This is a genomic window from Roseomonas sp. USHLN139 (genome assembly GCF_037145735.1).
Lineage (GTDB): Bacteria > Pseudomonadota > Alphaproteobacteria > Acetobacterales > Acetobacteraceae > Pseudoroseomonas.
In genome coordinates, this window is sequence record NZ_JBBCWY010000007.1 from 16478 (window position 1) to 34142 (window position 17665).

Genomic DNA, 17665 nt, shown 5'->3' on the forward strand with positions numbered 1-17665 from the left:
GCCTAGCGCGCCGCGGCGGCGTCCAGGCGATAGGCCGCCTCGGCATTGACCGCCCCCTCGGGGAGGCGGCCCTCGGCCAGGGCGGCCACCTGGCGCACCGTGTCCATCGCCTGGTGCTCGGTGGCGGCGCGGGTCAGCCCGCCGACATGCGGCGTCGCCACCACCAGCGGATGGCGGGCCAGCGCCAGCGCCGGCATCTGGTCCGGCGCGCGGCCGACATCGAGCGCGGCGCCGGCCAGCCGGCCGCTCTCCAGCGCCGCCAGCAGCGCCGCATCCTCGACCAGCTCGCCGCGCGCCAGGTTCAGGAAGAAGCTGCCCGGGCGCATGCAGGCGAAGCGCTCGGCATTCATCAGCTCGTGGGTCTCCGGCGTCGAGGGCGCCAGGCAGACGACGAAGTCGGATTCGGCCAGCATCGGCTCCAGCCGCATGACGCTGACATCGGGCTGCGGCTGCGGATCGTGCACCAGCACGTTCATGCCGATCGCCCGCGCCATCGCCGCCAGGCGGCGGGCGATGCGGCCATGGCTGATCAGCCCCAGCGTGCTGCCCGAGAGCTGCCGCCCCATGAAGGGCTTCGGCGGCTGGCCGGCATGGTAGGCGGCGGCATAGCGCGAGGTGCCGCGCGCCAGGTCGATCATCATGCCGAGCGCCAGCTCGGCCACCGCATCGACGAAGCCCGGCGTCGCCCGCGTCACCAGCACCCCGGCGGCCGAGGCGGCGGCGACATCGATCGTGCTGATGTCGACGGCGACGCGCAGGAAGGCGCGGAGCTCCGGCGCGGCGGCGAAGGTCTCCGCCGTGCCGGGCGTGGCGCGGCCGGCGACGATCGCCTGGCAGCCGGCCGCCGCCGCGGCCAGGGCAGCGCCGGAGAGCACGCGGCCCGTGGTGTTGCGCACCACCTCGGCATGGCGCGACAGCGCCGCCAGCGCCCGCTCGCCGTAATAGCCCTCGAACTCGGCCTCGGTATGGGTGAGGAAGACCCGCATCGGACGTCGCGGTCCCGGTGCTGCTGGCTGCTGCGGCATGGCTTCCTCCTGCGTCGCCCCTGGCCGGGCTTTGTTGTGGGGCCGGGCTTTGTTGCGGCGCCGAGCTTATCCAAGCCGGCGCCAGCCGGGAAGCGGCGGCGTATTTGGAAAGTCCCACATCCCCGGCTGGGAAGCTGTGGAGGAATGTGGCAGGTTCCAACCCATGGCCCCTCGCAACACCCATGCCCTCGGCAAGCCCGCCCGCCACGCGGCCATCCTCGAGGCGCTGTCCACCGACCCCCTGGTGCGCATCAGCACATTGGCGGAGAAATTCGCGGTCTCGACCGAGACGGTGCGGCGCGACATCGAGGACCTCTCGGCGCGCGGCATGGTGCGGCGGACCTATGGCGGCGCTTCCGCCTCGCTCCCCGCCATCCAGCCCGGCCTCAGCGAGCGCGAGCAGGTGCTGGTGGCCGAGCGCGCCCGGATCGGCCGCGCCGCCGCTTCCCTGGTCGCCGATGGCGCGGTGGTGATGCTGGACGCCGGCAGCACCACCACGCATTTCGCCCGCGCCCTCGCCGCCCGCGGCGTGCGCGCGACGCTGCTGACCAACAGCCTGGATGCGGCGCTGGCCGCCGGCGCCAGCGAATCCCTGCGCGTGCTGGTCGCCCCGGGCGAGCTCAGCCTGGTCGAGCGCGGCCTCTATGGCGCCGAGACGCATGCCTTCCTGCGCCGCTTCAATGTCGACCTCGCGGTGATCGGCGCCTCTGGCCTGTCGGAGGAAGGCCCGAGCGAGGCGGAAAGCCGCGCCGCCTGGGTCAAGCGCGCCATGCTGGAGCGCGGCGAGCGGCGCGTGCTGCTGGTCGATTCCTCGAAATTCGGCCGGGTCTTCCTGGAGCGCGTCTGCCCCGCCGCCGAGATCACCGACCTGGTCACCGAGGCCGATCCGCCGGTGCCGCTGGCCGTCGCCTTGGGCCAGCGCGGGCTGCGGCTGACCATTGCCACGGAACTGTAAAAAACATGTTTGACCTGCCACATCGGATAGTGGCAAGTGCAACATGTATATGACACAAGATTCCGCCCGGCCGCGGCCTCTCGCCGTGGCCCCCCAGACCGAGCTCGCCGGGCTTCGCTGGGTGCTGACCGATATCGACGACACGCTGACCAGCGACGGAAGACTGCCCGCCGCCGCCTATGCCGCGCTGGAGGCGCTGGATGACGCCGGCATCGCCGTGGTGCCGGTGACCGGCCGCCCGGCCGGCTGGTGCGACGCCATCGCCCGCCACTGGCCGGTGGCCGGCGTGGTCGGCGAGAATGGCGCGCTGTGGTACGCGCTCGACCGCGGCGCGCGGCGGATGCTGCGCTGGCAGGCGCAGCCCGAGGCCGAGCGCCGCCTGCGCCGCGCCCGGCTGGAGGCCCTGGCCGAGGCGGCGATGGCCGCGGTGCCGGGCTCGGCGATCGCCGCCGACCAGCCCTTCCGCCTCTTCGACATGGCGATCGACTTCTGCGAGGATGCCGGGCCGCTCGGGCTCGACGCGGCCGAGGCCATCGCCCGCGTCTTCCGCGCCGGCGGCGCCGAGGCCAAGGTCTCCTCGATCCACGTCAATGCCTGGATCGGCGCCTGGGACAAGCGCGCCGGGATCGAGGCGCTGTTCGCCGCCCGCTTCGGCGATTTCGCGGCCCTCGCGCCGCGCATCGCCTTCGTTGGCGACAGCCTGAACGACGCGCCGCTGTTCGCCGCCGTGCCCTGCTCGGTGGGCGTCGCCAATGTCGCCCCCTTTCTCGCCGGCATGACCACGCCGCCGGCCTATATCACCCGCGCCGAGGGCGGCGCGGGCTTCGCCGAATTCGCCGACGCGCTGCTCAAGGCGCGCGGCGCCGTCCCGGAGGAAACCGCCGCATGAAAACCATCCTGCTCGCCAGCTCGGCCCTGGCGCTGTCGCTCGGCCTCTCGGCCCTTGTCGCCTCGCCGGCCGCCGCCCAGCAGGCCTGCGCCTTCCGCGGCGCGCTCGACGAGGCCTATTGCGACGCCAACCGCGACATGGTGGCCGATGCGCCGACCGACCCGTCGAAGCTGCGCGATCCCTCGACCATCGTCTTCACCTACACGCCCGTCGAGGATCCGGCGCTCTACGCCAGCCAGTTCCGCCCCTTCCTCGACTATCTCGGCAAGTGCACCGGCAAGCGCGCGGTGTATTTCCAGGTGACCTCGAACGCGGCGCAGGTCGAGGCGATGCGCTCCGGCCGGCTGCATGTCGCCGGCTTCTCGACCGGCCCGACCGCCTTCGCGGTGAACCTGGCCGGCGCCATCCCCTTCGCGGTGAAGGGCGACGCCTCGGGCTATGAGAGCTACAAGGTGGTCATGCTGGTGCGGGCGGACAGCCCCTACCAGACGCTGGCCGATCTGCGCGGCAAGCGCGTCGCGCATACCTCGGCCACCTCGAATTCCGGCAACCTGGCGCCGCGCGCCTTCTTCCCCGGCCTCGGCCTGACGCCGGACCAGGACTACCAGGTGCTGTATTCCGGCGGCCATGACCGCAGCGTGATGGGCGTCAATGCCGGCGACTACGACGCGGCGCCGGTCGCCTCGGACGTCTGGACCCGCATGGTCGCGCGCGGCCAGGTGAAACGCGAGAATTTCCGCGTCATCTGGGAGAGCCAGCCCTTCCCGACCAGCGGCTTCGCCCTCGCCCACGACCTGAAGCCGGAGCTGGCCGACAAGATCCGCCAGTGCTTCCTCGACTATCGCTTCCCCGAGCAGATGGCGCGCGACCTGGGCGGCAATGACCGCTTCTGGCCGGCGACCTATGCCGAGCAGTGGGCGCCGGTCCGCGCCGTCGCCGATGCGGTGAACGCCCCCTACAACCGCGCCGCCTTCGACGCCGAGAGCCGCCGCGAGCTGGAGGCCGAGGCCCGCAAGCGCGCCCAGAGCCAGCAGCCGGCCGCGCCGACCCATGTGGCGCCCACGGGTGCCGCCCCCGCCACGCCGAAGCCCTGAGAGCCGGAAGAAGAATGTCTGCGACCATGACCGCGACGGCACCGGCTGCCGGCCTGGCGAGCGCCCTGGAGATCCGGGGCCTCGTCAAAGAATACGTGGCCGGCAAGCCGGTGCTGCGGGGTGTCGACCTGGCGGTGCCGGCCGAGGGCATCACCGCCATCATCGGCCCCTCCGGCACCGGCAAGTCGACCCTGATCCGCTGCATCAACCGCCTGGTCGAGCCGACGCGCGGCTCGATCAAGCTGCATGGCGAGGAGCTGACCGGCCTCCGCGGGCGCGGCCTGCGCCTGGCCCGGCGGCGGATCGGCATGGTCTTCCAGGAATACAACCTGGTCGAGCGGCTGTCGGTCATGGAGAACGTCCTCAGCGGCCGGCTCGGCTATGTGCCGCTGTGGCGCGCCTGGCTGCGCAAGTACCCGCAGGCCGATATCGACCGCGCCTTCATGCTGCTCGACGCGGTCGGCCTGCCGGAGCATGCGACGCGCCGTGCCGACGCCCTCTCGGGCGGCCAGCGCCAGCGCGTCGGCATCGCCCGCGCGCTGATGCAGCGCCCGGACATCCTGCTGGCCGATGAGCCGACCTCCTCGCTCGACCCGCGCACCGCGGTCGAGGTGCTGGAGCTGCTGACCCGGCTGACGGCGGCCGAGGGCGTGCCGGTCATCATCAACATCCACAATGTCGATCTCGCCAAGCGCTATGCCCGGCGCATCGTCGGCATGTCGGGCGGCAGCGTGATCTTCGACGGCCCGCCGGAGCAGCTGGAGACGCACCATCTGCGCGCCATCTATGGCGGCGAGGACTGGATGTGAGCGCGACCACCTCCCCCACCCCGCCGCGGCGCGTCGCCTTCGCGCCGAACTGGGCGATGCGGCTGGCGCTGCTGGCGCTGGCCGCCTACACGATCTGGGCCTGCACCCGGCTCGGCCTGACCTGGGACCGTGTCGCGCACGGGCTCGGCGAGGGCGGCAAGCTGCTCGCCCGCATGGTGCCGCCAAATTTCGAGCGCTGGTCGCTGCTGCTGGAAGGCCTGCTGGAATCCCTGCAGATCGCCGTCCTGGCCTCGGCCGTCGGCATCCTGCTGTCGCTGCCGCTCGGGCTGCTCGCCGCCCGCAACCTGTCGCCCTGGTTCATCGCCGGGCCGGTGCGCGCGGTGATCGCCATCTGCCGCTCGCTGCACTACGTCATCGTCGCCATCCTCTTCGTCAAGGCGATCGGCTTCGGCGCGCTGGCCGGCACGGCGGCGCTGGTGGTGGCCTCGATCGGCTTCATCGCCAAGCTCTTCGCCGAGGCCATCGAGGAGATCTCGATGAAGCAGGTGGAGGCGATCCGCGCCACCGGCGCCAGCGCCATGAAGGTGATCGCCTATGCGGTGCTGCCGCAGGTGGCCTCGCGCTTCATCGGCTTCTGCCTCTACCAGCTCGACAGCAACCTGCGGAACTCGACGCTGGTCGGCATCGTCGGCGCCGGCGGCATCGGCGGCACGCTCTTCGCGGCCTTCAAGCGCTTCGACTACGACTTCGTCGCCGCCATCCTGCTGTCCATCATCGCCCTCATCTTCCTGGCCGAGATCATCTCCGGCCGTGTCCGGGCCGCCCTGCGATGAACGCCATGCCTGCCGCCCACCCCGACCCCGTGGCGCCGCTGCGGCGCGAATGGACCCGCCTGACTGCGGCGCAGCGGATCAGCCGCTGGCTGGTCTGGCTGGTCATCGTCGCCGCCGTCGCCTGGGCCGTCCGCTCGATCGACATCATCCCCGAATTCCTCGAGGATGCGCCGGAGCAGATGGCCGACCTGCTGGTCCGCATGTGGCCGCCCGATATCGCGCATTACTATCCGGCGGTGCATGAGGCGCTGATCGAGACGCTGCATATCGCGACCCTCGGCACCGTCTTCTGCTTCCTCCTCGCGGTGCCGCTGGCGCTGCTGGCGGCGCGCAACATCTGCACCATCCGGCCGCTGAACACCCTGGCGCAGCTCGGGCTGGTGGCGTCCCGCTCGGTCAACTCGCTGGTCTGGGCGCTGCTCTTCGTCGCCATCTTCGGCCCGGGCGCGGCCGCCGGCGTCTTCGCAATTGCCTTCCGCTCGGTCGGCTTCGTCGGCAAGCTGCTGTCGGAGGCGCTGGAGGAGACCAACCACGGCCCGCGCGAGGCGCTGCGCGCCGCCGGCGCGAGCTGGGGTGCCGAGATGCTGAAGGGCGTCTGGCCGCAGGTGCAGCCGGCCTTCTGGGGCATCGCCCTGTTCCGCTGGGACATCAATGTGCGCGAGAGCGCCGTGCTCGGCCTGGTCGGCGCCGGCGGCATCGGCCTCGTGCTGGACGACGCCATCAACTTCTTCCAATGGGAGCGCGTGGCCACCGTGCTGCTCGCCATCCTGGCCGTGGTGCTGCTGGCCGAGCTGGTGGTCACCCGCATCCGCGCGAGGCTGATCTGATGCACGACGCCTTCGACCTGCTGGTGGTGGGCGGCGGCATCAACGGCGCCGGCATCGCCCGCGACGCCGCCGGCCGCGGCTTGCGCGTCGCGCTGGTGGAGCGCGGCGATCTGGGCGGCGCCACCTCGGCCGCCTCCTCCAAGCTGATCCATGGCGGCCTGCGCTACCTGGAGCACCACGAGTTCCGCCTGGTGCGCGAGGCGCTGGCCGAGCGCGAGGTGCTGCTGCGCCTGGCGCCGCACATCGCCTGGCCGATGCGCTTCGTGCTGCCGCATGCGCCCGAGATGCGGCCGCGCTGGATGCTGCGCGCCGGCCTCTTCCTGTACGACCACCTGGCCAAGCGGGTCACCCTGCCGGCCAGCCAGTCGCTCGACTTCCGCAAGCACCCCTGGGGCGCGCCGCTGAACGACGACGCCCGGCACGGCTTCGCCTATTCCGACGCCTGGGTCGAGGATTCCCGCATGGTGATCCTCAATGCCCGCGACGCCGCCGCGCGCGGCGCGCAGGTGATGGTGCGCACGGAATTCGTCACCGCCCGGCGCGACGCCGAAGGCTGGACGGCGACCCTGCGCGACGCCGCCGGCCGGGAGACGCAGATCCGCGCCAGGGCCATCGCCAATGCCGCCGGCCCCTGGGTGATGCAGGCGCTGGGCGCGACCGGCGTGCCGGCGCCCGACCGCGTCCGCCTGGTGCGCGGCAGCCATATCGTGGTGCCGGCGCTGCATGACGGCGAGCAGGCCTATATCCTGCAGAATGACGACCGCCGCGTCGTCTTCGTCATCCCCTATGAGGGCCGCTTCTCCCTCATCGGCACCACCGACGTGCCGCACGACCCGGCCTCCGGCCCGCCGCGCTGCACGGCGGAGGAGGAGGATTATCTCTGCCGCGCCGTGTCGCGCCAGTTCCGCAAGCCGGTGACCCGCGCCGACATCGTCTGGACCTATTCCGGCGTGCGGCCGCTGCATGACGACGGCGCGGACAATCCCTCGGCCGTCACCCGCGACTATGTGCTCAAGCTGGACCGCGACGGCGCGCCGATGCTCTCCATCTTCGGCGGCAAGATCACCACCTTCCGCCGCCTGGCCGAGGATGCGACGACGCAGCTCTGCCAGGCCCTCGGCCAGCCGCGCCCGGCCTGGACCAGCGGCCCGGCCCTGCCCGGCGGCGATTTCGGCGGCCGCGACGCGACGGCGCTGCTGACCGATTTCGCCGCCCGCTATCCCTTCCTGCCGGGCGATCAGCTGCGCCGCCTGTTCCACTGCTACGGCAGCGACCTGCCGGCGGTGCTCGGCCCGGCGCGCAGCGCGGAGGAGCTCGGCCGCGACCTCGGCGGCGGCATCACCGAGCGCGAGCTCGACTGGATGGTGACGCAGGAATGGGTGCGCTCGGCCGAGGATGCGCTGTGGCGCCGGACCAAGCGCGGGCTGCACATGACCCCGCAGCAGCGCGACGACTTCGCCAGCGCCTTCGCGGCGCTGCAGGTCGCCGCCTGACGGCAGGCGATCAGGACGGCCCCGGGGGTGCGACATCCCCCGGGGCGCCTCTCCTGGTGCCGCCACGGGGCCGCCATGTTGCATCGCTGCGTCCAGGGCCATAGGTTCGGCCAAAGCGCAGGACAGACCCTATGGCCGATCACGATGCCGCGGCGCAGGCCGCCGCCCTGGCCGAGGAATTCGCCCCCGATCTGGGCGCCATCCTCTTCACCATCTATCCCGATGCCGACAGCCTCGACACGCTGCGGCCCGGCCAGACCGACCCTGACAGCGTCAACGCCGCCAACCGCGCCGCCGCCGCCGTGCTGGCCCGCGAGGGCGTGCAGATCTTCGCCCAGCGCGCCGACCGCGGCGCCTTCCGCCGCTACATGGACGGGCGCGAGGACAGCCAGGCCAACCGCCTGGCCTGGCGCGACCGCGACCGCCTGCTGCAGGGCGACGTGGCGCTCAAGGCCCTCGGCATCGACCCGCAGCAGGCCCGGCCCCGCCCCAGCGCGGCGCGGATCACCGGCAGCCCGGCCGACCGCCTGACCCGCGCCTTCGGCGATGGCGGCGGCGCCGAGTTCGACGACCTGGCGGAGGAGCTGCTGGAGGCCGGCCGCGACGGCGTGCTGGACGTCGCCCGCCGCAAGATCGCCGACCGCTTCGGCGACGAGGCGGCCGAGGATTTCTCCGCCAGCCTGCTGACGCTCGCCGAGGGCGCCGAGCTGGGCCCCTCCGGCTGGGCCTCGCTGGTCGCCCTGCCGGTGGCGCTGCAGCCCGGGCCGCTGCCCGACCCGCAGGCCATCGGCGCCAGCATGGTCGCCGCCGGGCTGCTGGAGGAGGCGCTGGAAATCCGCTTCCTGCCCGAATGGCGCGCGCCCGAGCGTCTGGCCGCCCTCTCCCCGGTGGCGCTGCGCCGCGTGCTGCGTGACATGCTGGAGGGCCGGTCGCCGAAGGACATGCCGCCGGCCGCGTCGCTGCAGGGCCAGGACTTCGCGCTGCTGCTCGGCCTGCAGATCGACTGGGAGATCCCGGTCTGGGAGGAGGTCGTGCTGAACGGCCTGCCCGAGGCGCCGGAAGAGCCGCCTGAAGGCGAGCAGCCCGAGCTGACACCGGCCCAGCACGCCCGCATGCAGCTGTTCGACCGCTGGCGCGCCGGCGTCTTCGAGAGCAGCGGCGGCTGCGTGCCGCTCGGCCTGGTCGCGGCCTCGGAGACCGGCGCCGAGATCGCCGATTTCCTGGCCGAGGCCGGCAGCCGCAGCGAGGGCATCGAGGAGATCCGCACCTTCGTCGCCGTCGCCCGCGACGAGGCGCGCGGCGAGAAGGTGGTCTGCGTGCCGCAGGTCGAGGGCGAGGCGCTGCGCCTGGCGCTCTATACCGAGGGCGGCAGCTTCCTCGACGAGCTGCGCATCGAGGCGGACCAGCTGCCGGTGCCGGCGGCCGAGATGCCGCCGCTGCTGACCGCCTTCGTCGAGCTGGTGGACCAGCCGCCGGGGGGCTGACCCCCCGGCGCCGGCCTCACATCACCGCGCCGATCTGCCAGGGCACGAATTCATTGCGCCCGTAGCCGAGCAGTTCCGACTTGCTGCGCTGCCCGGAAGCCACCGCCAGGACATGCTCAAAAATCTGGCGGCCCTTCTCCTCGATCGAGACGCCGTCGAGGATGTCGCCGCAATCGATGTCCATGTCCTCCTCCATCCGGCGGTAGAGGTCGGAATTGGTCGCCAGCTTGATCGAGGGCGTCGGCTTGCAGCCATAGGCCGAGCCGCGGCCGGTGGTGAAGCACAATACATTGGCGCCGCCCGCCACCTGCCCGGTCGCGGCCACCGGATCATAGCCCGGCGTGTCCATGTAGACGAAGCCGGCGCGGTCGATCCGCTCGGCATAGCGATAGACGCCGCGCAGCGTCGAGGTGCCGCCCTTGGCCGCCGCGCCCAGCGACTTCTCCAGGATGGTGGTCAGCCCGCCCGCCTTGTTGCCCGGCGACGGGTTGTTGTTCAGCTCGCCGCCGGCGCGGGCGGCATAGTCCTTCCACCACTCGATTAGGTCGACGATCTTCTGCCCGACCTCCCGGCTTTCGGCACGCCGCGTCAGCAGATGCTCGGCGCCGAAGATCTCCGGTGTCTCCGACAGGATCGCGGTGCCGCCATGCCGCACCAGCAGGTCGACCGCCGCACCCAGCGCCGGATTGGCGGTCAGCCCCGAATAGCCATCCGAGCCGCCGCATTGCAGCGCGAGCGTCAGCGCCGAGGCCGGCACCGTCCTCCGCACCGAGCGGTTGGCCAGCGGCAGCATCTCTTTGATCTTCGCGACGCCGGCTTCAATGGATTTGCGGGTGCCGCCGCTTTCCTGGATCACCAGGCTCTGGAAATGCGCGCCATCCTCGATGCCATAGGCGGCCTTCAGGCGTGGGATCTGGAAGACCTCGCAGCCCAGGCCGATCATCAGGATGGCGGAAAAATTCGGATGGCTGGCATAGCCCCATTGGGTGCGCGCCAGCAGGTCGAACTCCTCGCCCTTCGAGGCCATGCCGCAGCCGGTGCCATGGGTGAAGGGCACCACGCCATCGACATTCGGATAGTCGGCGAGAATGCCGGAACGCTGGATCTCCTCGGCGATGAAGTCGACCACGGTGGCCGAGCAGTTCACCGAGCTGAGGATGCCGATGTAGTTGCGCGTCCCCACCCGCCCGCCGGGACGCAGGAAGCCCTGGAAACTCGCCGGCGCCTCGCCCGGGCGCAGGCCTTCATCCGGCTTGGCCTCGGTGGCGAAGGCATAGTCGCGCTCGAAATCATGCAGGACGACATTGTGCTCATGCACCCAGTCGCCCGCCGCGATGGGCTTCGCCGCGAAGCCGATGATCTGGCCGAATTTGCGGATCGGTGCGCCTTCGGCGATCGCCTCCACCGCCAGCTTGTGCCCCTTCGGCACGCGGCCGCTGACAGAAACCCCGCCTGCGGCCTGCATGCCTTCGGCCAGCGCGTCGATGGCGATGACGACATTGTCCGCCGCGTTCAGGCGGAGGGTGCGGGGTTCCGTCATGCGCGTCAGACTTCCAGGATCGCCTTGATGACGCCGGCCTCGGGCCGCAGCCAGTCCTGGAACAGCTTCGGTGCCTCGTCCAGCGGGCCGCGATGCGTGTTCAGCGCGCGCGTCGGCACCTTGCCCGCCTGCATCTGCTTCACCACCTCGGTGAAATCGTCCGGCTGCGCGTTGCGGCTGGCGAAGAGCGTGGTTTCCCGCTTGTGGAATTCGGGGTCACTGAAAGTGATGTCCTCGCGGACGACGCTGACCAGCACATAGCGTCCGCCATGCGCGACGAAGCCGAAGCCGCGCTGCATGGCGCCGCGATTGCCGGTGGCGTCAATCACCACGTCGTAGAAATCGCCATCGGTCAGGCGGGCGGCCTTCTTCTCGGCGTCGGCATCGGCCAGCAGGATGGCATCGGCCGAAAGCTGCTCGCGGGTGAAGGCCAGCCGGTCCTCGCGCATGTCCATCACCGTGACATGGGCGCCGCGCGCCTTGGCGAAGATGATGGCGGACATGCCGATCGGGCCGGAGCCCACCACCAGCACGCGGTCCTGCGCCGTGATGCCGCCGCGCTTCACACCATGCGCGCCGATCGCCAGGAACTCGATCATCGCCGCATCGTCGAGCGAGGTGTCACCGACCGGGACGACGTTCTGCGCCGGCACAGACAGGTATTCGGCCATGCCGCCGTCGCAGTGGACGCCGAGGACGCGGATGTTCTGGCAGGCATTGGTCACGCCCTTGCGGCAGCCGACGCATTTCCCGCAGGAGAGATAGGGCACGATATAGACGTTCTGGCCAGCCTGCAGGCCGCTCCCGGCCGGGGCGCTCTCGACCGTGCCGGACAGCTCATGCCCCATCACCCGCGGATATTCGAGGAAGGGGTGCTTGCCCTGGAAGATGTGGAAGTCCGTGCCGCAGATGCCGACGCGGCGGATGCGCACCAGCACCTCGCCGGCGGCCGGCTTCGGCTCGGCGCGGCTGATGATCGACAGCTTGCCGGGCTCGTCGCAGATCAAGGCCTTCATCGGAATCTCTTTCCAGGGTCAGCGGAAAATTGGAAGGCGCCCGGCATGGAGGCCGGGCGCCGGGCAGGCAATCAGGCGAGCATCGCCGGCGGCAGGTCGACGCCGAGGAACTTCTTGTAGATCTCGTTCAGCTTGCCGTTCTTCAGATTGGCGCTGATCCAGCTGTTCAGCTCGGTCTGCAGGGCGGTCTCGCCCTTGCGGATGCCGATGGCGTAGTTGTTGGTCTTCAGCGTGATCTTGACCTCGAAGGGCGCCTGCGGGTGGCGCTGATTGGCCGCCTGCATGACCTGCGGCGAGGTCGCCATGATGTCCACCTGGCCGGAGACCAGCGCGGTGATCAGCGTCGCGTCATCATCGTAGCGGATGATCTGCGCGCCGGTGTTGCGGTCGGTGAACTCCTTGTCGTTGGAGCTGCCGCGGGTGGTGCCGACGCGCTTGCCGGCCAGGCTCGCCAGATCCTTGATCTCGACGCCCTTCTTGGCGGCGACGACAATCTGGATGACGCCGTAGGGGGCGGAGAAGTCGATGACCTTCTCGCGCTCCGGCGTCACGCTGAAGGAGGCGATGACCATGTCGGCCTTGCCGGTCAGCAGGAAGGGCACGCGGTTCGGGCCGGTGACCTGCACCAGCTCCATCGGCATGCCCCAGTCGGCCGCCAGCAGCTTGCCGGTCTCGACGTCGGAGCCGGTCGGCTGCATCTGCGCATCCGACTGGCCGAAGGGCGGGTTGCCGAGGTCGATGGCGATCAGCAGCTTCTTGCGGGCGCGGATGCTGTCCAGCGCATCGGCCAGGGCCGGGCGGGCCAGCGGCGCCAGGGCCAGGGCCGTGCCGGCGGCGAGCAGGGTACGACGGTTCATTCTTGGTTCCTCCAGCAGAGAGATGGCGCGGTCAGAGGCCGCTGCCGACGAAATCACGCAGTTCCGGGGTGGTCGGCGCGTCGAGCATGCTGCCCGGCCCGGTCTCCCAGACGCGGCCCTTGTTCATGTAGACGACCTGGCTCGCCACCTTGCGGGCGAAGGCCATCTCATGCGTCACCAGGATCATGGTCATGCCGCCGCGGGCGAGATCTTCCATGACCTTCAGCACCTCGCCGGTCAGCTGCGGGTCGAGCGCCGAGGTCACCTCGTCGAACAGCATCACCTTGGGCTGCATCGCCAGCGAGCGGGCGATGGCGACCCGCTGCTGCTGCCCGCCCGAGAGCTGCTCCGGGTAGTGGTCCGCCTTCTCCGACAGGCCGACGCGGGCCAGGCAGTCGCGGGCGATCTCGCGCGCCGCCTTCTTGCCCAGCGCCTTCACGCAGGTCGGCGCCAGCATGATGTTCTGCTCGGCCGTTAGATGCGGGAACAGGTTGTAGCTCTGGAAGACGATGCCGACATCGAGCCGCAGCTTGCGCTTGTCGAGCTTCTCGTCATGCACGGCATGGCCGCAGACCTCGATGCTGCCCTGCTGGATGGTCTCCAGCGCGTTGATGCAGCGCAGCGCGGTGGACTTGCCGGAACCGGACTGGCCGATCACCGCGACCACCTCGCCGCGCGCCACCTCGAAGGAGACGCCGTCCAGCACCTTCAGCGGACCGAAGCTCTTGTGGACGTTGGAGAGCTTAACGACGACCGACATTGAGCCTCCTTTCCAGCCCGCGGCTCCAGGCCGACAGCGGGAAGCAGATGATGAAGTAGAAGACCGCCACGGTGATGAAGACCGCGAAGGGCTGGAAGATCGAGTTGTTGATCAGCTTGCCGGCCTGGGCGAGCTCGACGAAGCCGACCACCGAGGCGAGCGAGGTGTTCTTGACGATCTGCACCAGGAAGCCGACGGTCGGCGCGGTGGCGATGCGCAGCGCCTGCGGCAGGATAACGCGGGTCATCCGCTGCCAGCGCGTCATGGCCAGGCATTCCGCTGCCTCCCACTGGGTCTTCGGCACGCTCTCGATGCAGCCGCGCCAGATCTCGCCGAGGAAGCCGGAGGAATAGATGATCAGCCCGGCGCCGGCGGCGATGATCGCCGGCAGCTGGTCGAAGCCGATGATGGCCAGGCCGAAATAGATCAGGAACAGCAGGATCAGCAGCGGCGTGCCCTGCACCACCTGCACATAAGCGATCGCCAGGCCGCGCACCCAGCGCAGCGGCGAGACGCGCATCAGCGCGACGACGAAGCCCAGCAGGCCGCCGCCGATGAAGGCGACCGCCGACAGGCCGATCGTCCAGAGCGCGGCGACGGCGAGGAATTCGAGATGGACGAGGCCGAAGCTCGGCATGGTGACGGCCCTCCCTTACAGCGCCGTGCCGAGCTTGCGGCGGCGGGTGAAGACCAGCAGGCCGAAGCCCCAGAAGGCCCAGCGCACCACGAAGGACAGCGCGAGATAGAGCAGGCCCACGACGATATAGGTCTCGAAGGCGCGGAAGGTGTCGGACTGGATGCGGTTGGCCACCGCCGTCAGCTCCTCCGCCGAGATCTGCGAGGTGATCGAGGAGGCCAGCATCAGCAGCACATACTGGCTGACCAGCGAAGGATAGACGCGCTCGATCGCCGGCCGCAGCACCACGTGCCAATAGGTCTGCCGCCGGTTCAGGCCGAGGCATTCGGCCGCCTCGATCTGCGCCTTGTGCACGCTCTCGATACCGGCGCGCATGATCTCGCAGGTATAGGCGACGACATTGATGACCAGGGCGAGGACCGCCGCCACATTCGCATCGACCACCAGGCCGAGGCTGGCGATGCCGAAATAGACCAGGAAGACCTGCACCAGCAGCGGCGTGTTGCGGATCACCTCGACATAGGCGCCGACCACGCGCTGCAGCCAGGGCGGGCCATCGGCGCGGGCAATGGCGCAGAGCGCGCCGCCGACGAAGCCCAGCACCGTCGAGACCGCCGAAAGCTGCAGCGTCAGCCACAGCCCTTCGGCGAATTCATGCCAGTAGGGCAGCAGCGAGGAGAAGTCGAACTGGTAGGTCATGCCTGCTCCCGCGCGGCGTGGCGCGCGACCAGCCCGCGCAGCACCGGCATTGGCAGCGCCGGGTCACGCTCGGCCACCCAGTCGAGGAAGGCGGCGATGCGCCGCTCGACCTTCAGGGCGTGGTTCTGCGCGATGTCGGCGACGCGATGCTCGAGGAAGGGATTGCGGAAGCGGTCCAGCGTGGTCGCGACATAGTCGCGCGCCGCGTCTTCCATGCCATGGGCTGCGAAGCCGGGCAGCACCTCGCCGGCATAGAGCGCCTCGAGCCGCGCCGCGATCGCCGGATCGGCCAGCATGTCCTTGACCGTGGTGCCGGCGGCGAGGCCGTCGCGCTGGAAGATCTCCGCCAGGAAGGTATGGCCGAGATTGAGGATATGCAGCTTCAGCCGCTCGAAGGGCTCCAGCGAATCCGCCAGCACCAGGCTGGGATGCTCGAAGGGCAGCACCAGCCCGGGGCGGCGCTCGACGGCCCAGAGCGCATAGGGCTCGGCCACCGCGCCGACCGGCTCGAGCGGCGCGGAGACGATGCGGTCGACCAGCGTGTCGGCCCAGATCACCGCCTCCCGCAGCCAGACGACGAAGCCGGCCTCGGCGCCGGCCTGCTCGGCCAGCTCGATGACCAGGCCCTGCAGCACGGCGCCATTGCGGTTCAGCAGCTCGCAGGGCAGCACGGTGAGCGGGGCCGCGCCCTGGCGCCAGCGATGGTGCAGCAGCGCGGCGAGCTTGCCGGGAAAGCTGGCGGGCACGCCGCCCTGCAGCAGCGCCGGGCCGCGATCGCTCTCGGCGATGGCATAGCCGGCGTCGCCGGTGTTGGAGATGACATAGCCCGCCTCGGCGGCGAACAGCCGGCGCAGCTCCTCCCAGCCAGTGGCAGCGGAAAGCCCGCGCGTCACGCTGGTGACCTGCACCTGGCGATCGACCGCGACGCCGTCCTGCATGCCGCGCAGGATGACCGGATAGCCCTCCGGCCGGCCGAAGGCGGCGACGCGCCCGGCACGGTCGGCGGCGCCGGAGGTCTGCACCACGACGATCGGGCCGGCCACCTGCCCCTGCGCCCGCGCCTCGTGGAGGAACAGCGCGGCATGGGCCTGCAGGAAGCGGCTGGTGCCGAACTGGATGATCAGGCGCGCGCTCATGCTGCACCGCACAAGATGCGAGGGGCGGCGCGCAGGCACAGGCCGGTCACCCGGCGGTCGGGGGATTGGGCGGACACATCCTCTCCAGGCTTATGGGTTCCTGTTGATTGAGCTTAAAAAACCGATCCCCCCTGGCCTGTCAACCGGTATTCCATGCGCAAAAAACTGCCTTGCCGACAGCCGGGCCAGCGCCTCTGGACCGCAGGACCCTCGCCATGTTTCATGCCGGCTCCAGGATCGAGCGACGAATGAAGGCCAATACCGTCTACAAGCGGGCGCATAACCGCTGCCTGTCGCTGCTGCGGCAGCGGGCGCTGGGAGAACCCCTCGGCTCCGAGGCCGAGCTGGCGCAGAGCCTCGCTGTCAGCCGCACCACGGTACGCGCGGTGCTGGCGGCGCTGCAGTCCTCCGGCATCCTGGGGCAGGAGGGCGGCAAGCGGTGCCTGCTGCGCCATCCCCGTGCCGACGAGTTCTTCCCGGAGCCGCAGACCGAAGCCGTCGCCGATGTGGTCGAGCGGAAATTCCTGAACTGGGTGCTGATGGGGGATTGCCGGCCCGGGCAGTCGATCAACGCCTCTGAGCTGGCGCGGCAATTCGGCACCTCGACCACGGCGATCCGCGAGTATCTCACGCATTTCCGCCATTACGGGCTGCTGGAGCGGCGGCCGAACAGCCGCTGGATCTTCAAGGGCATCACCCGCGACTTCGCCGCCGAGATCTACGAGATCCGCGAGATCTTCGAGCTGCGCTCGGCCCGCCGCTTCGCGGAGCTGCCGCCGGAGGCGCTACCCTGGGCGGAGCTGGCCGCGATCGAGCAGCAGCACCACGCGCTGCTCGGCGAGATCGAAGACCGCTACAGTGATTTCTCCCCGCTCGACGAGCGGCTGCACCGGCTGATCCACAGCGCGTCCTGCAACCGCTTCATCCAGGAATTCCACCAGCTGATCGCGATGATCTTCCACTACCACTACCAGTGGAACAAGGCGGATGAGAAGCAGCGCAACATCGTCGCCATCCACGAGCATCTCGCCTATATCGCGGCGCTGCGCTCGCGCGACTGGCGGGCGATCGACAGCACCTGCCGCGCGCATCTGCGCACGGCGCGCGCGACGCTGCTGCGCTCGATCGAGGCCGGGCCGCTCGGCTGATCAGCGGCGATGCGCAGGCCCGACCACCTCGCGCATCGCGACGATGGTGCGGAAGCCGCGCACATTGGGATCGTCCAGGAAGACCTCGCGGGTGAAGGCCTCATAGGCCTCCATGCTGGCCAGGTTCAGCAGCAGCACGAAATCGGCCTCGCCGGTGACATACCAGGCCTGGCGCACCTCCTCCCGCCCGCGCAGCTTGCGGGTGAAGGCATCAAGCAGCGCCGAGCCCTCGCGCTCCAGCGAGACCAGCACATGCAGGGTCAGCGGCCGGCCGAGCACCGCCGGATGCACCACCGCCACATCCGCCTGGATCACGCCGGTCTGGCGCAGGCGCCGCAGCCGGCGCAGCACGGCGCTTTCCGACAGGCCGACGCGCTCCGCCAGGACACGCGCCGGGGTCTGGTTGTCGCGCTGCACCTCGGCCAGCAGGGCCTGGTCGAAGCCATCCAGCTCAATGCCGGTTTCCGTCACGATTCTACCGTCTTCCGCCTGAAACAGGCAC

At 70.5% G+C, this 17665-nt stretch carries 18 protein-coding genes; 9 read left to right on the top strand and 9 right to left on the bottom strand.

The window, feature by feature from the left end:
• Positions 1-2: 2 nt before the first annotated feature.
• Positions 3-986, bottom strand: a complete 984-nt coding sequence (locus WFI16_RS18460) for an NAD(P)-dependent oxidoreductase (protein WP_419899319.1) — start codon at positions 984-986, stop codon at positions 3-5.
• A 202-nt stretch (positions 987-1188) separates the two neighbouring features.
• Here WFI16_RS18460 and WFI16_RS18465 point away from each other — a divergent pair, with 202 nt between their 5' ends.
• From WFI16_RS18465 to WFI16_RS18500, 8 genes are all read left to right on the top strand, one after another.
• Positions 1189-1980 (top strand): DeoR/GlpR family DNA-binding transcription regulator, encoded by a 792-nt coding sequence (locus WFI16_RS18465; protein WP_419899320.1) that lies wholly within the window; start codon positions 1189-1191, stop codon positions 1978-1980.
• 49 nt (positions 1981-2029) lie between these two features.
• Positions 2030-2869, top strand: coding sequence for an HAD family hydrolase (locus WFI16_RS18470; RefSeq protein WP_419899321.1), 840 nt, complete (start codon positions 2030-2032; stop codon positions 2867-2869).
• The gene (phnD, locus tag WFI16_RS18475) at positions 2866-3963 is read left to right on the top strand and encodes a phosphate/phosphite/phosphonate ABC transporter substrate-binding protein (RefSeq protein ID WP_419899322.1); all 1098 of its coding nucleotides are present in this window, start codon (positions 2866-2868) and stop codon (positions 3961-3963) included. Before WFI16_RS18470 ends, phnD begins: the two co-directional genes overlap by 4 nt.
• Positions 3964-3977: 14 nt before the next feature.
• Positions 3978-4772, top strand: coding sequence for a phosphonate ABC transporter ATP-binding protein (phnC, locus tag WFI16_RS18480; protein WP_419899323.1), 795 nt, complete (start codon positions 3978-3980; stop codon positions 4770-4772).
• A complete protein-coding gene (phnE, locus tag WFI16_RS18485) occupies positions 4769-5566 on the top strand; it encodes a phosphonate ABC transporter, permease protein PhnE (protein WP_419899324.1) in 798 nt (265 codons plus the stop codon). The genes phnC and phnE (WFI16_RS18485) overlap by 4 nt, the downstream gene beginning before the upstream one ends.
• Before the next feature lie 5 nt (positions 5567-5571).
• On the top strand, positions 5572-6393 hold the full coding sequence (gene phnE, locus WFI16_RS18490) for a phosphonate ABC transporter, permease protein PhnE (protein WP_419899325.1): 822 nt from the start codon (positions 5572-5574) through the stop codon (positions 6391-6393).
• Positions 6393-7886 carry a glycerol-3-phosphate dehydrogenase gene (gene glpD, locus WFI16_RS18495; protein ID WP_419899326.1) on the top strand — a complete coding sequence of 498 codons (1494 nt, stop codon included), beginning with the start codon at positions 6393-6395 and terminating at the stop codon, positions 7884-7886. Before phnE (WFI16_RS18490) ends, glpD begins: the two co-directional genes overlap by 1 nt.
• 131 nt (positions 7887-8017) lie before the next feature.
• Positions 8018-9370, top strand: coding sequence for a hypothetical protein (locus tag WFI16_RS18500; protein WP_419899327.1), 1353 nt, complete (start codon positions 8018-8020; stop codon positions 9368-9370).
• 16 nt (positions 9371-9386) lie between these two features.
• On the opposite strand, the gene WFI16_RS18505 is transcribed toward WFI16_RS18500, so the two are convergent.
• The 7 genes from WFI16_RS18505 to WFI16_RS18535 form a co-directional block, all read right to left on the bottom strand.
• A complete protein-coding gene (locus tag WFI16_RS18505) occupies positions 9387-10910 on the bottom strand; it encodes a UxaA family hydrolase (protein ID WP_419899328.1) in 1524 nt (507 codons plus the stop codon).
• Between the two features lie 5 nt (positions 10911-10915).
• Positions 10916-11926, bottom strand: a complete 1011-nt coding sequence (locus WFI16_RS18510; protein ID WP_419899329.1) for a zinc-binding alcohol dehydrogenase family protein — start codon at positions 11924-11926, stop codon at positions 10916-10918.
• Positions 11927-11997: 71 nt separating this feature from the next.
• Entirely contained in the window at positions 11998-12783 is a 786-nt protein-coding gene (locus WFI16_RS18515; protein WP_419899330.1) for a transporter substrate-binding domain-containing protein, read from the bottom strand.
• Positions 12784-12814: 31 nt separating this feature from the next.
• Positions 12815-13543 (bottom strand): amino acid ABC transporter ATP-binding protein, encoded by a 729-nt coding sequence (locus WFI16_RS18520; protein WP_419899331.1) that lies wholly within the window; start codon positions 13541-13543, stop codon positions 12815-12817.
• The gene (locus tag WFI16_RS18525; protein ID WP_419899332.1) at positions 13527-14180 is read right to left on the bottom strand and encodes an amino acid ABC transporter permease; all 654 of its coding nucleotides are present in this window, start codon (positions 14178-14180) and stop codon (positions 13527-13529) included. Before WFI16_RS18525 ends, WFI16_RS18520 begins: the two co-directional genes overlap by 17 nt.
• A gap of 15 nt (positions 14181-14195) precedes the next feature.
• A complete protein-coding gene (locus WFI16_RS18530) occupies positions 14196-14879 on the bottom strand; it encodes an amino acid ABC transporter permease (protein WP_419899333.1) in 684 nt (227 codons plus the stop codon).
• The gene (locus WFI16_RS18535) at positions 14876-16015 is read right to left on the bottom strand and encodes a mannitol dehydrogenase family protein (protein WP_419899334.1); all 1140 of its coding nucleotides are present in this window, start codon (positions 16013-16015) and stop codon (positions 14876-14878) included. The genes WFI16_RS18530 and WFI16_RS18535 overlap by 4 nt, the downstream gene beginning before the upstream one ends.
• 248 nt (positions 16016-16263) lie before the next feature.
• Between WFI16_RS18535 and WFI16_RS18540 the strand changes: the two genes are divergently transcribed.
• Entirely contained in the window at positions 16264-17163 is a 900-nt protein-coding gene (locus tag WFI16_RS18540; RefSeq protein ID WP_419899335.1) for a GntR family transcriptional regulator, read from the top strand.
• Here WFI16_RS18540 and WFI16_RS18545 read toward each other — a convergent pair whose 3' ends face one another.
• Positions 17164-17634 (bottom strand): Lrp/AsnC family transcriptional regulator, encoded by a 471-nt coding sequence (locus WFI16_RS18545; protein ID WP_419899336.1) that lies wholly within the window; start codon positions 17632-17634, stop codon positions 17164-17166.
• Between the last annotated feature and the right edge of the window lie 31 nt (positions 17635-17665).

Bases quoted from the DNA above. Each gene is read 5' to 3' on its own strand.
- WFI16_RS18460 (WP_419899319.1), bottom strand. From the start codon at position 986: ATGCGGGTCTTCCTCACCCATACCGAGGCCGAGTTCGAGGGCTATTAC.
- WFI16_RS18540 (WP_419899335.1), top strand. From the start codon at position 16,264: ATGAAGGCCAATACCGTCTACAAGCGGGCGCATAACCGCTGCCTGTCG.
- WFI16_RS18510 (WP_419899329.1), bottom strand. From the start codon at position 11,926: ATGAAGGCCTTGATCTGCGACGAGCCCGGCAAGCTGTCGATCATCAGC.
- phnE (WP_419899325.1), top strand. From the start codon at position 5,572: ATGCCTGCCGCCCACCCCGACCCCGTGGCGCCGCTGCGGCGCGAATGG.
- phnC (WP_419899323.1), top strand. From the start codon at position 3,978: ATGTCTGCGACCATGACCGCGACGGCACCGGCTGCCGGCCTGGCGAGC.
- WFI16_RS18470 (WP_419899321.1), top strand. From the start codon at position 2,030: ATGACACAAGATTCCGCCCGGCCGCGGCCTCTCGCCGTGGCCCCCCAG.
- WFI16_RS18465 (WP_419899320.1), top strand. From the start codon at position 1,189: ATGGCCCCTCGCAACACCCATGCCCTCGGCAAGCCCGCCCGCCACGCG.
- WFI16_RS18535 (WP_419899334.1), bottom strand. From the start codon at position 16,015: ATGAGCGCGCGCCTGATCATCCAGTTCGGCACCAGCCGCTTCCTGCAG.
- phnD (WP_419899322.1), top strand. From the start codon at position 2,866: ATGAAAACCATCCTGCTCGCCAGCTCGGCCCTGGCGCTGTCGCTCGGC.
- WFI16_RS18505 (WP_419899328.1), bottom strand. From the start codon at position 10,910: ATGACGGAACCCCGCACCCTCCGCCTGAACGCGGCGGACAATGTCGTC.
- WFI16_RS18525 (WP_419899332.1), bottom strand. From the start codon at position 14,180: ATGCCGAGCTTCGGCCTCGTCCATCTCGAATTCCTCGCCGTCGCCGCG.
- WFI16_RS18515 (WP_419899330.1), bottom strand. From the start codon at position 12,783: ATGAACCGTCGTACCCTGCTCGCCGCCGGCACGGCCCTGGCCCTGGCG.
- glpD (WP_419899326.1), top strand. From the start codon at position 6,393: ATGCACGACGCCTTCGACCTGCTGGTGGTGGGCGGCGGCATCAACGGC.
- WFI16_RS18530 (WP_419899333.1), bottom strand. From the start codon at position 14,879: ATGACCTACCAGTTCGACTTCTCCTCGCTGCTGCCCTACTGGCATGAA.
- WFI16_RS18500 (WP_419899327.1), top strand. From the start codon at position 8,018: ATGGCCGATCACGATGCCGCGGCGCAGGCCGCCGCCCTGGCCGAGGAA.
- WFI16_RS18520 (WP_419899331.1), bottom strand. From the start codon at position 13,543: ATGTCGGTCGTCGTTAAGCTCTCCAACGTCCACAAGAGCTTCGGTCCG.